This window comes from Planotetraspora kaengkrachanensis (genome assembly GCF_016862895.1).
GTDB classification, from domain to species: domain Bacteria; phylum Actinomycetota; class Actinomycetes; order Streptosporangiales; family Streptosporangiaceae; genus Planotetraspora; species Planotetraspora kaengkrachanensis.
On the sequence record NZ_BONV01000047.1, the window covers coordinates 66,224 to 78,716 of the forward strand.

Consider the following 12,493-nt stretch of genomic DNA (forward strand, 5'->3'; position numbering starts at 1 on the left):
TTTAACGGCGTTAAGGAGGCTCTCCGTGATTCACGCGGAAGGACTGCGCAAACGGTATGGCGAGGTCGACGCCTTGAAAGGGGTCGACCTCGACGTGCCACAGGGGACCGTCTGCGGGCTGCTGGGACCGAACGGCGCGGGCAAGACGACCGTCGTCCGCGTCCTCACCACACTGCTGCGGCCCGACGGCGGCACGGCCCGCGTGGCCGGCTGCGACGTGGTAGCGGACGCCGACCGCCTCCGCCATCGCATCGGGCTCGCCGGTCAGCACGCCGCCGTCGACGAACTGCTCACCGGGCGCCGCAACCTCGTCCTGTTCGGCCGCCTCTACCACCTGCCCCGCCGTACGGCGCGACGCCGGGCGGACGAACTGCTCGAGCGGTTCGGCCTGGCGGAGGCGGCGAGCAGGCCCGTGAAGACCTACTCCGGTGGCATGCGCCGCAGGCTCGACCTGGCCGCGAGCCTGATCGTCGCCCCTCCGGTGCTCTTCCTCGACGAACCGACGACGGGACTCGACCCGCGAAGCCGCCTCGCCCTGTGGGACCTGCTCCGGGAGCTCGTCTCGGACGGCACCACCGTGCTGCTCACCACGCAGTACCTCGACGAGGCCGACCACCTGGCCGACCAGATCGTCGTGGTCGACTCCGGCAGGGTGGCCGCGTCCGGCTCCCCGTCCGCGCTCAAGAGCAAGGTCGGCGACGGGCGGGTGAGCATCTCCTTCCGCGCGGCCGGCGACCTGTCCACCGGCATCGAGGTGGTCCGCGGCGTCCTCCCCGGCGAGCCGGAGGTCGACCGGGCCGAGCGGCGGCTCACCGTGCCCGTCGAGGACGGCGCCGCCTCCCTCATCAAGGTGGCCGCGGCCCTCGACGCGGCGGGGATCGGCGTCGACGACCTCGGCCTGCGCCGCCCGACGCTCGACGAGGTGTTCCTCCAGCTGACCGAGGCGAGCGAGGTGACCGCGGCATGACCATGCTCGAACCCCCCGCCACGAGGGCCGGCAGGCTCGGCTGGGCCGTGATCGACAGCCTCACCATCGCGGGCAGGACCTACTCCCGCCTGCGCGCCCAGCCGGGCGAGCTCGCCGGCTTCCTGGTCTTCCCGATCATCATGACCGTCTTGTTCGGCTACGTCTTCGGCAGCGCGATCACGCTTCCCGGCGGGGGCGACTACCGCAGTTACCTGATGCCGGGCATCTTCATGCAGGTCGCCGCGTTGACCGCGGTCTCGGCGGCCACCTCGGTGAGCGAGGACATGGCCCTCGGGCTCATCGACCGCTTCCGGGCGCAGCCGATCGCCCGCAGCGCCGTACTGGCCGGGCGAAGCGTCGCCGACCTGTCGATTCACCTGCTGTCCGTCGCCATGATGGCGCTGTGCGGCGTGCTGATCGCGGGATGGCGTCCCCACGGGTCGCCGCTGGAGACCCTCGCCGGGTTCGGCCTGCTCGCCCTCTTCGCGTACGCGATGATCTGGATCGGCACCTACATCGGGCTCTTCGTGAAGAACGGAGCGCAGGCCGACGCGGCGACGTTCGGCTGGCTGTTCCCCCTGACGTTCCTGGCCAACGCCTTCGTACCCCTGGAGGGGCTGCCCTCCTGGCTGCGTCCGATCGCGGACTGGAACCCGATGAGCGCGGTCGTCTCGGCCGCTCGCCTGATGTTCGGCAATCCGGGCTCCGCCGCCGCGTCGTGGCCGCTGCGGCATCCGGTGACGGCGACGATCTGCTGGTCCGTGCTGATCCTTACGGTCTTCGTGCCACTCGCCGTGCGGCGATACCGCACGGCGACGTCCCGATGACACGATGGTGAGGTGATCGACGTCCCGCTCAGCAGGTTCGAGGAGCTCGTGGCCGAGGCGCTGGACACGGTTCCGCCCGATCTGGCCAAGGTCATGGACAACGTCGTGGTCGTCGTCGTGGACGACCCACCCGAGCCCGGGCTCCTCGGGCTCTACACCGGCATCCCCCTGACGGAACGCGGCGAGTGGTATTCCGGCGTTCTGCCGGACCGGATCGAGATCTACCGCAACCCGACCCTGGAGATCTGCGAGACCGAAGAAGACGTGGTCGAAGAGGTGCAGATAACCGTGGTTCACGAGATCGCCCATCATTTCGGCATCGACGATGAGAGGCTCCACCAACTCGGTTGGTAATCGGGAGGTCGCAAAGGGTCGAAACACCCGGGCACCGTAGGTAACATGTTGACCACGGTCTGTCAGGTGCGGGCCCACGCGAGTGGTGCCCGTGCCGTACAGGGCGGCGACGGCCCGGCAAGCACGGCACACGTGCCGTACGGCGAGGGCCCGGTATGGCACGTGCGGCATCCCCGGAGCTCAGCGGAGTGACATTGGCGGCCACCAAGCCCGGCAGACTTTCCGGAAGGCACCGCCGCCCGCCCGAGACTCGCATCACCTACGGCGAGGTCGTCGCCATCAGGGAGTTCCGCGCCCTGTGGTTCGGCCAGGGGCTGTCGTTGCTCGGAGATCAGCTCGCGCAGGTGGCCCTGGCCGTCCTGGTCTACAGCCGCACCCAGTCGGCGCTCGCCACGGCCGCCGTCTACGCCCTGACCTACCTGCCGCCCATCATCGGCGGGCCGCTGCTCGCCGGGTTGGCCGACCGCTATCCGCGCAGGCGGGTCATGCTCATGTGCGACCTGCTCCGTGCCGGGATGCTCGCGACCATGGCCGTGCCGGGCATGCCGTTCGCCGTTCTGTGCGTGCTCGTGTTCTGCGTGGTGCTGCTCAGCGCCCCGTTCTCCGCCGCCCGGGCGGCGCTGCTGCCCGAGGTCCTGGAGGGCGACCGCTACGTCGTCGGCTCGGCCATCCAGAACGTGACCAACCAGGCGGTGCAGATGCTCGGCTTCGCGGCCGGCGGGGCGCTCATCGCCGTCCTCGGGCCGTACCGCGCGCTCGCGCTGGACTCGGCCACCTTCCTCGGCTCCGCGCTGGTGATCGTCGCCGGCGTACGGCGCCGCCCCTCGTCACGGCGTGAGGAGGGCGGGAAGTTGTCGATGTGGAACATGACGATGTCGGGAGCGCGTCTGGTCTTCGGCGACCGCAGGTTGCGCACGCTGGTCATGTTCGCCTGGTTGTGCGGGTTCTACGTGCTGCCAGAGGGGATCGCCGTGCCGTACGCCGCGTCGCTGGACGACGGCAGACTCCCGGTTCCGGTGATCACGGGGCTTCTGATGGCGGCGATGCCGATGGGGACCGTGGTCGGGGCGTTTCTTTTCGGCCGGTTCGTCACCCCGTCCGGCCGCCTGCGGGCGATGGGGTGGATGGCCATGCTCACCTGTGCCCCGCTCGTCGTGTGCCTGATGCGGCCGCCCCTGGAAGCCGTGCTGGCCCTGTGGGCGCTGTCCGGGATCGGCGGGGCCTACCAACTCGCCGCGAACGCGGCGTTCGTTCAGTGCGTACCGCCCGCGGAGCGCGGGCAGGCCTTCGGGCTCGTCCAGTCCGGGCTGCTGGCCGCCCAGGGGATCGGCATCCTCGCCGGAGGAGTGCTCGCTCAGCAGTTCGGTCCAGAGCCGGTGGTCGCACTGGCCGGCGGGTGCGGCTTCGCCGTCGCGGCCATGCTCAGCATGCTCTGGACCGAAACTCGTACGGAGATCATCGCCAAGGTTCGCGCCGCCACCTGAGATCAGGCCTGCGCCGGGTCCTCAGGCTTGGGGGCGGGCGGGTCCTCCGATGCCGGGGCCGCGGGCTCGGCCTCCGTCGCGGTGGCGGGCCGGGCAGCGGCGGGCGCCGCGTCAGCGGCCGGAGCCGGAGCGGGAGCGGGGGGCTGAGCCGGAGCCGCCGTGGGAGCCGGAGCCGACGCGGGAGCCGGAGCCGCCGTGGGAGCCGGAGCCGACGCGGGAGCGGGGGCCGGGGCGGACGTGGGGGCGTCGGGCCGGCCGTACGGGTGCTGCTCGTAACCCGTGGTCGGCTGGTACGGCGACTGCGGCTGCTGCGGCGCGGGGCGGTTCCAACCGGCCTGCGACCAGCCCTGGTCCCACTTGACCTTGGCGTCCTGCCAGACGCGCGTGTCCTTGTTCTTGTTGATGAGGTCCTGGGCGATGGACCCCTCCCTGCCCTCTTCGGGAACCAGGATCCACGCCACCGCGTAGACGCCGACTCCGAGGCCGCCGAAGAAGCTGGCGACGGCGAGGACCACGCGGAGGATGTTCGGGTCGACGCCGATGTACTCGCCGACTCCGGAGCACACCCCCGCGATGACCTTTCCATTCCTTGTGCGGCGGAGTTGTTTGACCGAACCGTTGGTGTTCATCTCGTTCATGCCATCAGATTGCCCTTTGCAGAGGCTTCCGCACATCGGGATTCCCCCTGGCCCAACCCCGACGATGCCCGGATACTCTGGCGTTCATGGACGACCTCCTGAATCTCGACGACCAATTGGCGCCCGAGCAGCGAATGGTCAGGGACGCCGCAAAAGAATTCGTCTCCGACCAGGTCCTTCCGCATGTCGGCGGCTGGTTCGAGGACGGCGTCTTCCCCGCACGTGAGCTCGCTCCCACCCTGGGAGGGCTCGGCATGCTGGGGATGCACCTGGAGGGCTACGGCTGCGCCGGGCTCGACTCCATCTCGTACGGCGTGGCCTGCCGCGAACTGGAGGCCGGCGACTCGGGACTGCGGTCGTTCGTCTCCGTGCAGGGCTCCCTCGCCATGTTCCCCATCTGGAAGTACGGCTCGCCTGAGCAGAAGGAGGAGTGGCTTCCGAAGATGGCGGCCGGTGAGGCCATCGGATGCTTCGGCCTGACCGAACCCGATCACGGCTCCGACCCGGCCGGGATGCGCACCCACGCCAAGCAGGATCCGTCGGGCGACTGGATCCTCAACGGCTCCAAGATGTGGATCACCAACGGCTCGATCGCCGACGTGGCCGTGGTGTGGGCGCAGACCGATTCGGGCATCCGGGGCTTCGTCGTCCCGACCTCGACCCCGGGCTTCTCCGCCCAGGAGATCCACCGCAAGCTGTCGCTGCGGGCGTCGGTCACCGCCTCGCTCTACTTCGACGACGTGCGCCTGCCCGCGTCGGCCGCCCTGCCGGGTGTTACCGGCCTGAAGGGGCCGCTTTCCTGCCTCTCCGAGGCTCGCTTCGGGATCGTCTGGGGCGTCGTCGGCGCGGCGCGGGCCTGCCTCGAGGCCGCGGTGGACTACGCGACGACCCGGGTGCAGTTCGGCAAGCCGATCGGGGCGTTCCAGCTCACCCAGGAGAAACTGGCCTGGATGGCCGTGTCGCTGGGCCAGGCCGGGCTCACCGCCCTCCACCTGGGGCGGCTGAAAGAGGCGGGAAAACTGAGGCCGCAGCAGGTCAGCTTCGGCAAGCTCGCCAACGTCCGGGCGGCCCTGGACATCGCCCGCCAGGCCCGTTCGGTGCTCGGCGCGAACGGTGTGACGCTGGAGTATCCGGTCATCAGACACATGAACAACTTGGAGTCGGTGCTCACCTACGAAGGCACTCAGGAGATCCACACACTGGTGCTCGGCGAAGCCCTGACCGGCCTGCCCGCGTATCGGTGACCGCCACGCGGTGTCGTGTTCGGCGGTGACGGGCTATCGTGATCGCCCGGTAAAGCGCGTCGCAGAAGTCGCGGTACTCTCTGTACCCTGCATCTAGCGAGGGGTGCTAGCTCAATGGCAGAGCTGCGGACTTTTAATCCGTAGGTTCAGGGTTCGAGTCCCTGGCGCCCCACCCCTAATGAACTGGGCAGACTCCCAAATAATGATCATTTGGAAGCCTGCCCGGTTGCATTTCTGGTGGCAATTGTTCAGTTGTCCCACAGTGCGCGGCCCATCCTCGCCGCCGCGTCACCGGCCAGATTCTCCGTGACGTGGGTGTAGCGCTTCGTTGTGGTGAGCTGGGAGTGACCCAAGATCACTTGAACGACTCTCATGTCAACGCCCTGCTCCAGGAGAAGCGTCGTGGCCGTGTGCCAGGCGTCACGCACGCGGGCGCGTGTGTGTCGATCTGCCGAGGACCGATCGACATCGGCTGGCGAGTCGTCAAGGTCGGCCGGCCGCGGCAGTTGGTTACACCGCGACTGATTCACGCGTATACAGAGATCAGGAAGGAACAGCATGACGATCCCGTCGCCGGCCACGCTCGCCGCATCAGTCGTCGACCTGGGTCACCGCTGTCAGAACCCCCGATGAGAACACGATCGCGATTTGCGGTCGACACGCAGCCAAGGTGCTCAACCTCATCAACGAGCAGGCAGGGAAGCCCAATGACCGACGAGCTGATGGTCGAAGTCCTCGGATCCATCCTGATCTTCACCGCCCTCATGCTCGTTGCCGCGATCGGGTGGGCGCACACCGAGCGGTTCAGACGGAAGTACATGGAGAAGGAGCTCGCCGAGTGCCGGGCCGAGCTGACCGAAGAACGAAAGAAGGCGATCAGTTCCGACCCGGACCGCGACACCGCATCGCCCGGGAAACCACCCCATGAGGGCGACATCGGCCGCCGTCATCAGTGACAGCCATGCATCCACACACCACTCGATGACCGGTCGGAAGGGCGCTCACCGCCATTTCAGCCCGGCCTACCAAGTCAGAATGTCTCCGTGAGCCCCGATGCGCCCGTCTCCGCCGCTGTCTCAATCGCTGCCGACTATGGCGTGTGCGTCACCGATCCGGTGATTCTGAAGGACTCGTTCAACATACGCGTGCGCCTTCGCCCGGCGCCGATCGTGGCCCGTATCCCCACAGTGACCACGCTCGGCCGACCTCGTCCCGCCGACGCGCTGGCGCGCGAGGTGGCCGTCGTTTCCTTCTTGGCCGAGCGCGGGGCGCCGGTTGTTCCGGTAAGCGACCTGTTGCCTCCGGGACCCTTCGAACGGGACGGTTATGCGGTCACCTTCTGGACCTTCGTAGAGCACGACCGAGTCGAGCAGGTGAAGCCCGCGGACGTGGGTCGGGCTTTGGCGGATCTCCACGCGGTTCTTCGCGACTATCCAGGAGAGTTGCCGTATCTCGGGCCGGCGCTGGAGGAGACCGCCTGTCTATTCGACCAATTGGACTCACCGGCTCGTTCGGACAAGGGGACACTCGTCGAGTTACGCGAGGAACTCGACCTGCTGGGCGCCGAATTGAATCGCTGGGCCGGTCCCACGCAAGCCGTTCATGGGACGCGCACGCCGGGAACCTCCTCGCCGCCCCCGATGGACTGCTGTGGAACGACTTCGAGGAGACCTGCTCCGGACCAACGGGATGGGACCTGGCCTGCCTGCTCCGCTCAGGAAACTTCCAAGGACGACATGCCGCACGGGAGTACGGTGCCGATCCGGACGATCCGCGCCTTCAGCCGCTACTACGTGCCCGAAGATTGCAGGGCACGCTCTGGATGCTCGCGAAGGCACGGCGATTCCCTCGAGAAACGACCCGCGCCATGGCAGCCCTCGATGACTGGCGCCGGAGTAGGTCTGCCTGACGACTAAAACCGCCCTCCTCGCTGCTCAAGTGTCCCGGCCGTGCCCAACGAGTCGAGCGCCTATCGCGTCAACGGCCACGACCCGAGTGCGCTCGCGGCGCTAGCCTCATGGTTATGAAGCGATCTCCGCTGATCACTCACATCTCCTGGGGCCGCATGGTCGTCGACGGGGTGGGTGAAGGAAAGGACTTCAAGCTGTACCCAGGTGGTGGTCGAGCCTGGGACTGGAACGAGACGGGCACCCGTCACACGCCGGGCATCCAGCCCGCCGACGTTCATGAGCTGCTCGACAACGGCAGCGAGGTGGTCGTCCTCTCCCGAGGGATGGACCTGGTCCTTCAGACGTGCCCGGAAACCCTGGACCTGCTGAAGCAGAAGGGCGTCGAGGTCTTCGTAGAGGAGACGAGGGCCGCGGTCGAGCGCTACAACGCATTGGCTGAGACGACCCTGGTGGGGGGCCTGTTCCACTCCACGTGCTGACCCGGCTGGCTTCGCCCGGCGGTCCGGCCCTCGTGCCGCTCGACGCGCTTCTCATGAGAATCGGCTTGAGGGAATCCTCATGCGACTACGGCCGTTCTTGGCATTACAGGTCCCGTGCCGGGACCCGTCCGGACGAGACGCGCCGTACCCGGTCCGCAAAGACGACGCTCCCCGTAGGGAGGGAGCCGTCATGGCCTGGTTCATGCTTGTCGCCGCCGGTCTGTTCGAGATCGCGATGGCCTACACGCTCAAGCTCAGCAACGGGTTCTCCGTACCGCTGGCGAGCGCGGGGTTCGTCGTATTCGCCCTGCTCAGCTTCGGCCTGCTCACATTCTCTTTGAAGACGCTCGACGTCGGTACGGCTTACGCCGTCTGGACGGGCATCGGCGCCGTCGGCACCGCCGCCCTCGGCATGATCTTCCTGGGAGAGGACACCTCTCTCATCAAGATCGCTTCGATCCTTCTCATCCTCGCCGGCGTCGTCGGTCTCAACCTGGCGGGCGGCGGCCACTAGCCCCGCGGGCCAAAGGCCACCACCCGATCAGGAATCCGCCGTCTGCGGGCCCGAAGCGCGGCCGGACCAGGCGGCCCGCTACGGCGACCATCTGATCGCGACGAAAGACGGCCGGATCGCCGCGGAGGGACCACCCGCCGAGGTGATCACCGAGGACGCCGTCCAGGAGATCTTCGCCATGGACTGCCGGGTCGTCGTCGACGAGGTCTCCCGCACCCCGCTGGTCCTCCCGATCGGCCGGCACCACGTGCGTACGGCCGGCGTCTGAAACGAACCAAGCTGGCCGAGGACCTAGGCTGTCGACGTGATCGAGCTCGGGTCGCGGGAGCGCAGCCAACCGCCACCTCCCGCGATCGTCTGGGAGAGCCTGACCGACCCGCGGCGGGCCGGTGGACGGCAGTGGCTTGATCTCCGCGCCGACGAGGTCGAGCCGCACATCCTCCGGGCGGTGAAGCCGGAACTCGTCGTCTGGTCGTCATTGTGGCCCTCGAGGCCGCATGACGAGATCCGCTTCGACATCCGGCCCGGGAACAACGGAACCCGGCTGCGTTGGACGCTGCTGACACCGGAAGAGGCTCCGGCACAGAACGTCGTCGGGCACCTGCGTCACCGGCTCAACTTCCTCATCAACGCGCAACTCCGCTTCTCGTACGGACAGTAGGGCCGGCCTCTCCAGGTGGGCAGGCCGTCCGCCTCCTCCGCCGATCGGCGACCTGACTGCATTGGTCACTCGGCCGCGTCATAGCTTGTCAATAGGACCGGGAGAAAGCCTCTCGGTGAGCCGGCCGGGTCCGTAGCGGTGGTCTCAGCGGGAACCGGCCGACAGCGGGCCTGTGGATCGTCGGGACACGGGTCGACGAGACCGCGGGCGGACACAGGGGGACGAGATGACCGCCATTTACGCGATGCTCGCGGTCGTCGGCGCCGGCATGGCATGGCTGGCGGCGTGCATCCGCATCGTCGAACAGTTCGAACGGGGAGTCGTCTTCCGGTTCGGGCGCGTGACATCCGCGATCCGCGGACCGGGGCTCACGATGCTCGTGCCGGTCGCCGACCGCCTGCACAAGGTCAACATGCAGATCATCACGATGCCGGTGCCCGCCCAGGACGGCATCACCCGCGACAACGTGACGGTCCGCGTGGACGCCGTCGTCTATTTCAGAGTCATCGATCCAGTACGCGTGACCGTCGACGTGCAGGACTACATGTCCGCCATCGGCCAGGTGGCGCAGACCTCGCTGCGCTCGATCATCGGCAAGAGCGACCTCGACGACCTGCTGTCCAACCGGGAGCAACTCAACCAGGGCCTGGAACTGATGATCGACAGTCCGGCGGCGGGCTGGGGCGTGCACATCGACCGCGTCGAGATCAAGGATGTGGCGTTGCCGGAGTCGATGAAACGGTCGATGTCGCGCCAGGCCGAGGCCGAACGGGAGCGGCGGGCCCGCATCATCACCGCCGACGGCGAACTGCAGGCCTCAGCGAGGTTGAGTCAGGCCGCGGAGACGATGGCAGAGCACCCGGCGGCGCTGCAACTGCGCCTGCTCCAAACCGTGGTCGAGGTCGCCGCCGAGAAGAACTCGACGCTCGTGCTGCCCTTCCCCGTGGAGCTGCTCAGGTTCCTGGAAAGGCTGACACCCTCCGAGGTCGAGCAGCCGGACGACGCCGCGGCCACGCCGTCGGAACCGGCGTCCACCGCGGACCACGGCATGTCGATTTCACAGGCGACGCACATTCCGGGTCCCCGCGAAGCCGATCAGCCGCCTGCCATCGGCGGACGATCCACCGGGTAGTCCGTCCCGGTTCCGCCGGGGCGCCGTCCCGCGGGAGGACGACGCATGCTCCGGACGATCCGGAGGGCCGCCTGATGGACCACCACGCCGACGAGGGCGTTGACCACCGCCAGTCCGGCCGCGCCCAACAGGGCCCAGCCGGGTCTCGTCACGTCGCCCGCCAGGAGCACGGCCGGCCAGACGACGCCGGCGGCGAGCAGTGCCGATCGCCACCAGCGCCCGAAGACCAGACCGAAAAGGATCATGGTTGGTATCACGGTTCACGCCCTCCGGAATGATCCCTGACACCTTCATCATGGCCTGGCCGTCCGAGGCCTCGGCGCCGAATCACAATCGTTCAGACGTTCACCATTCCGATGATCCCGATATCTCCGTATTTCGATGCCGAACGTCTAGAGTCGTGGCGTGAGCGCAGAGTGCGTGCCGTCGTGGACATGTGGATGATCGGTGCGAGCACGCGGCACACCCGCCGCGAAGCACCGCCGGTGACGTCACCTCGACGTCCCCCGCCGCCCACGACCTGAGGATCTTTCCCCTGGGCGCCGACCCGTCGGCCGAGACCGGAGTCCGCGTTGCCCCACCCCGAGGCCCCGCACCACGCGTATGGAGGAGTTCATGGCCGCAGGCCCGCTGTTGCCGGGAGATCCACAAACTCTGGGAGCGTTCCAGATCGTGGCCCGCCTGGGCGAGGGAGGGCAGGGGATCGTCTACGAGGGACGGTCCGCGTCCGGTGAACGAGTGGCGGTCAAGGTCCTCAAGGGCGGCGCGGATCCCGACACCCGCCGGCGGCTCGCCAGGGAGCTGGAGTCGGCCCGCCGGGTGGCGCCCTTCTGCACCGCCCGGGTGCTGGCCGCCGATCTCGACCGTCCCGACCCCTTCGTGGTGAGCGAGTACGTCGCGGGCCCCTCGCTGCACGAGCGGGTCCGCGAACTCGGGCCGCTGCGGGAGGGCGACCTCGACCGGCTGGCCGTCGGGACGGCTTCCGCTCTTGCGGCGATCCACGGCGCCGGAGTCGTGCATCGGGACTTCAAGCCGGCCAACGTGCTGATCGGCCCCGACGGGCCGCGCGTCGTCGACTTCGGCATCGCCCGCCCGCTCGACGCGGAGACGGCGCCCACGTCGTTGTCGGGCACGCCTCCCTACATGACCCCCGAGCAGCTCAAGGGGGTGCACGGGTCGCCCGCCGCCGACGTGTTCTCCTGGGCCTCGACCATGGTCTACGCCGCGACCGGCCATTCGCCGTTCGGCGCGGACACCGTGGCGGCGGTCTTCAACCGCATCCTCACGGAGGAACCCGACCTCACCGGCCTGCCCGAGGGCCTGCGCGGCGTACTGGCCGCCTGCCTCGCGAAGGATCCGCGGGCACGCCCGTCCGCCCGCTCGCTCATGGTCAGGCTGGTCGACCCCGGAGCCGCCACGGTCTCGGTCCCCGACGTCGGTCCGGTGCCCACCGCGTACGTCCCCTCCGGCTGGTCCCAGCCCAGTTCGGCCGTGCCCGCCACCGCCGTTCAGGACCCGACCGCCGAGAGCCCGATCGCGTCCGGCCCCGCCGCGACGAAACAGCTCCCCGCCGACCTGCCCGCGCCTACACGCCGTGATCTCGGCGTCGGCGACACCGCGCCCTCGACCACGCCGTACGGCGAACGTCCCGGCCGGAGGACGAGGCGGTTGGTCGTGCCGGTGGCCGGCGTCGTGGTCGCCGCTCTCGCGGTGGCCGGCGTGCTCTACGCGAAAGGGCTGATCGCCGACTCGACCACGGGGGACCGCCCACGCGTGGAGGCGGGGCCCGTGACTGGCGACGACCCGGCATCCGTCTCCGAGCCGGACTCGGCGACCTCCCCCACCTCGCCCACCTCGCCCACGGAGACGGGCACATCCACGGGCACGGACACCTACACGGACACGGACACATCCACGGGCACGTCGGGTGTCCCCTCCTCGGGGCGGTCCGCGCCTTCGGCTGAGGGAATCACCACGGCGTTCGCGGGCACCTGGACGGGACAGGTCGAATCTCAGGACGACCGCAAGAAGACCGTCGACATCAGGATCACTCTGCCCGAGGGGCGTTCAAACGGGACGGTCACACGAGAGGGCTGCGAGCAGCCGGCCGCGCTCACCCAGGTCAGGAGCGACACCGAACTCGAGATGGCAGTCGCGCAAAAGGGTCTGTGCGTGGGCGGAGACGTGTCCCTGACCCTGAAGGATTCCGGCACGCTCGAATACGAGGGCCAAGAGGGCGCGGGCTCCCTGACGTATCGCGGGAGCCTGCACCGTTCCTGACCT

Annotated in this window: 16 protein-coding genes, 1 tRNA gene and 1 riboswitch; of the genes, 14 read left to right on the top strand and 3 right to left on the bottom strand. The window is 68.7% G+C overall.

Annotated features, from left to right (window positions below; translation table 11 throughout):
- Positions 1-25: 25 nt before the first annotated feature.
- From Pka01_RS35515 to Pka01_RS35530, 4 genes are all read left to right on the top strand, one after another.
- A complete protein-coding gene (locus tag Pka01_RS35515; RefSeq protein WP_239115904.1) occupies positions 26-967 on the top strand; it encodes an ATP-binding cassette domain-containing protein in 942 nt (313 codons plus the stop codon).
- Positions 964-1,794, top strand: a complete 831-nt coding sequence (locus Pka01_RS35520) for an ABC transporter permease (protein ID WP_203887370.1) — start codon at positions 964-966, stop codon at positions 1,792-1,794. The genes Pka01_RS35515 and Pka01_RS35520 overlap by 4 nt, the downstream gene beginning before the upstream one ends.
- Positions 1,795-1,806: 12 nt before the next feature.
- Entirely contained in the window at positions 1,807-2,148 is a 342-nt protein-coding gene (locus Pka01_RS35525) for a metallopeptidase family protein (protein ID WP_203887371.1), read from the top strand.
- 155 nt (positions 2,149-2,303) lie between these two features.
- Positions 2,304-3,632, top strand: coding sequence for an MFS transporter (locus tag Pka01_RS35530; RefSeq protein ID WP_203887372.1), 1,329 nt, complete (start codon positions 2,304-2,306; stop codon positions 3,630-3,632).
- A gap of 2 nt (positions 3,633-3,634) precedes the next feature.
- Here Pka01_RS35530 and Pka01_RS41005 read toward each other — a convergent pair whose 3' ends face one another.
- Complete coding sequence (locus Pka01_RS41005; RefSeq protein WP_239115907.1) at positions 3,635-4,270, bottom strand: PspC domain-containing protein; 636 nt, start codon at positions 4,268-4,270, stop codon at positions 3,635-3,637.
- 86 nt (positions 4,271-4,356) lie between these two features.
- Between Pka01_RS41005 and Pka01_RS35540 the strand changes: the two genes are divergently transcribed.
- Together Pka01_RS35540 and Pka01_RS35545 are read left to right on the top strand one after the other, a co-directional pair.
- Entirely contained in the window at positions 4,357-5,514 is a 1,158-nt protein-coding gene (locus tag Pka01_RS35540; protein WP_203887373.1) for an acyl-CoA dehydrogenase family protein, read from the top strand.
- A 100-nt stretch (positions 5,515-5,614) separates the two neighbouring features.
- Positions 5,615-5,686 (top strand) — tRNA-Lys (locus tag Pka01_RS35545).
- Between the two features lie 76 nt (positions 5,687-5,762).
- Here Pka01_RS35545 and Pka01_RS41400 read toward each other — a convergent pair.
- Complete coding sequence (locus tag Pka01_RS41400) at positions 5,763-6,074, bottom strand: tyrosine-type recombinase/integrase (RefSeq protein ID WP_203887406.1); 312 nt, start codon at positions 6,072-6,074, stop codon at positions 5,763-5,765.
- 147 nt (positions 6,075-6,221) lie between these two features.
- Between Pka01_RS41400 and Pka01_RS35555 the strand changes: the two genes are divergently transcribed.
- The 7 genes from Pka01_RS35555 to Pka01_RS35580 all read left to right on the top strand — a co-directional run bounded on the left by Pka01_RS35555 (position 6,222) and on the right by Pka01_RS35580 (position 10,210).
- Complete coding sequence (locus tag Pka01_RS35555; protein ID WP_203887374.1) at positions 6,222-6,470, top strand: hypothetical protein; 249 nt, start codon at positions 6,222-6,224, stop codon at positions 6,468-6,470.
- Between the two features lie 87 nt (positions 6,471-6,557).
- The gene (locus Pka01_RS35560; protein ID WP_203887375.1) at positions 6,558-7,430 is read left to right on the top strand and encodes a phosphotransferase; all 873 of its coding nucleotides are present in this window, start codon (positions 6,558-6,560) and stop codon (positions 7,428-7,430) included.
- Between the two features lie 107 nt (positions 7,431-7,537).
- Entirely contained in the window at positions 7,538-7,903 is a 366-nt protein-coding gene (locus tag Pka01_RS35565; protein WP_203887376.1) for an Mth938-like domain-containing protein, read from the top strand.
- A gap of 104 nt (positions 7,904-8,007) precedes the next feature.
- Positions 8,008-8,074: riboswitch (guanidine-III (ykkC-III) riboswitch) on the top strand.
- Positions 8,075-8,093: 19 nt separating this feature from the next.
- Positions 8,094-8,417, top strand: coding sequence for a DMT family transporter (locus Pka01_RS35570; RefSeq protein ID WP_203887377.1), 324 nt, complete (start codon positions 8,094-8,096; stop codon positions 8,415-8,417).
- A 142-nt stretch (positions 8,418-8,559) separates the two neighbouring features.
- Entirely contained in the window at positions 8,560-8,685 is a 126-nt protein-coding gene (locus Pka01_RS41405; protein WP_275414530.1) for a hypothetical protein, read from the top strand.
- A gap of 36 nt (positions 8,686-8,721) precedes the next feature.
- Positions 8,722-9,078, top strand: coding sequence for an SRPBCC family protein (locus Pka01_RS35575; protein ID WP_203887378.1), 357 nt, complete (start codon positions 8,722-8,724; stop codon positions 9,076-9,078).
- A 226-nt stretch (positions 9,079-9,304) separates the two neighbouring features.
- Positions 9,305-10,210 (top strand): slipin family protein, encoded by a 906-nt coding sequence (locus Pka01_RS35580; protein WP_203887379.1) that lies wholly within the window; start codon positions 9,305-9,307, stop codon positions 10,208-10,210.
- On the opposite strand, the gene Pka01_RS35585 is transcribed toward Pka01_RS35580, so the two are convergent.
- Positions 10,174-10,455, bottom strand: coding sequence for a hypothetical protein (locus Pka01_RS35585; RefSeq protein WP_203887380.1), 282 nt, complete (start codon positions 10,453-10,455; stop codon positions 10,174-10,176). The two genes, Pka01_RS35580 and Pka01_RS35585, sit on opposite strands and share 37 nt — an antisense overlap.
- A gap of 370 nt (positions 10,456-10,825) precedes the next feature.
- Between Pka01_RS35585 and Pka01_RS35590 the strand changes: the two genes are divergently transcribed.
- A complete protein-coding gene (locus tag Pka01_RS35590) occupies positions 10,826-12,490 on the top strand; it encodes a serine/threonine-protein kinase (protein WP_203887381.1) in 1,665 nt (554 codons plus the stop codon).
- Positions 12,491-12,493: the final 3 nt, after the last annotated feature.

Coding starts and splice junctions, on each gene's coding strand:
- Pka01_RS35520 (WP_203887370.1), top strand. CDS start 964: ATGACCATGCTCGAACCCCCCGCCACGAGGGCCGGCAGGCTCGGCTGG.
- Pka01_RS35530 (WP_203887372.1), top strand. CDS start 2,304: ATGGCACGTGCGGCATCCCCGGAGCTCAGCGGAGTGACATTGGCGGCC.
- Pka01_RS41005 (WP_239115907.1), bottom strand. CDS start 4,270: ATGAACGAGATGAACACCAACGGTTCGGTCAAACAACTCCGCCGCACA.
- Pka01_RS35540 (WP_203887373.1), top strand. CDS start 4,357: ATGGACGACCTCCTGAATCTCGACGACCAATTGGCGCCCGAGCAGCGA.
- Pka01_RS41400 (WP_203887406.1), bottom strand. CDS start 6,074: ATGCTGTTCCTTCCTGATCTCTGTATACGCGTGAATCAGTCGCGGTGT.
- Pka01_RS35555 (WP_203887374.1), top strand. CDS start 6,222: ATGACCGACGAGCTGATGGTCGAAGTCCTCGGATCCATCCTGATCTTC.
- Pka01_RS35565 (WP_203887376.1), top strand. CDS start 7,538: ATGAAGCGATCTCCGCTGATCACTCACATCTCCTGGGGCCGCATGGTC.
- Pka01_RS35570 (WP_203887377.1), top strand. CDS start 8,094: ATGGCCTGGTTCATGCTTGTCGCCGCCGGTCTGTTCGAGATCGCGATG.
- Pka01_RS35580 (WP_203887379.1), top strand. CDS start 9,305: ATGACCGCCATTTACGCGATGCTCGCGGTCGTCGGCGCCGGCATGGCA.
- Pka01_RS35585 (WP_203887380.1), bottom strand. CDS start 10,455: ATGATCCTTTTCGGTCTGGTCTTCGGGCGCTGGTGGCGATCGGCACTG.
- Pka01_RS35590 (WP_203887381.1), top strand. CDS start 10,826: ATGGCCGCAGGCCCGCTGTTGCCGGGAGATCCACAAACTCTGGGAGCG.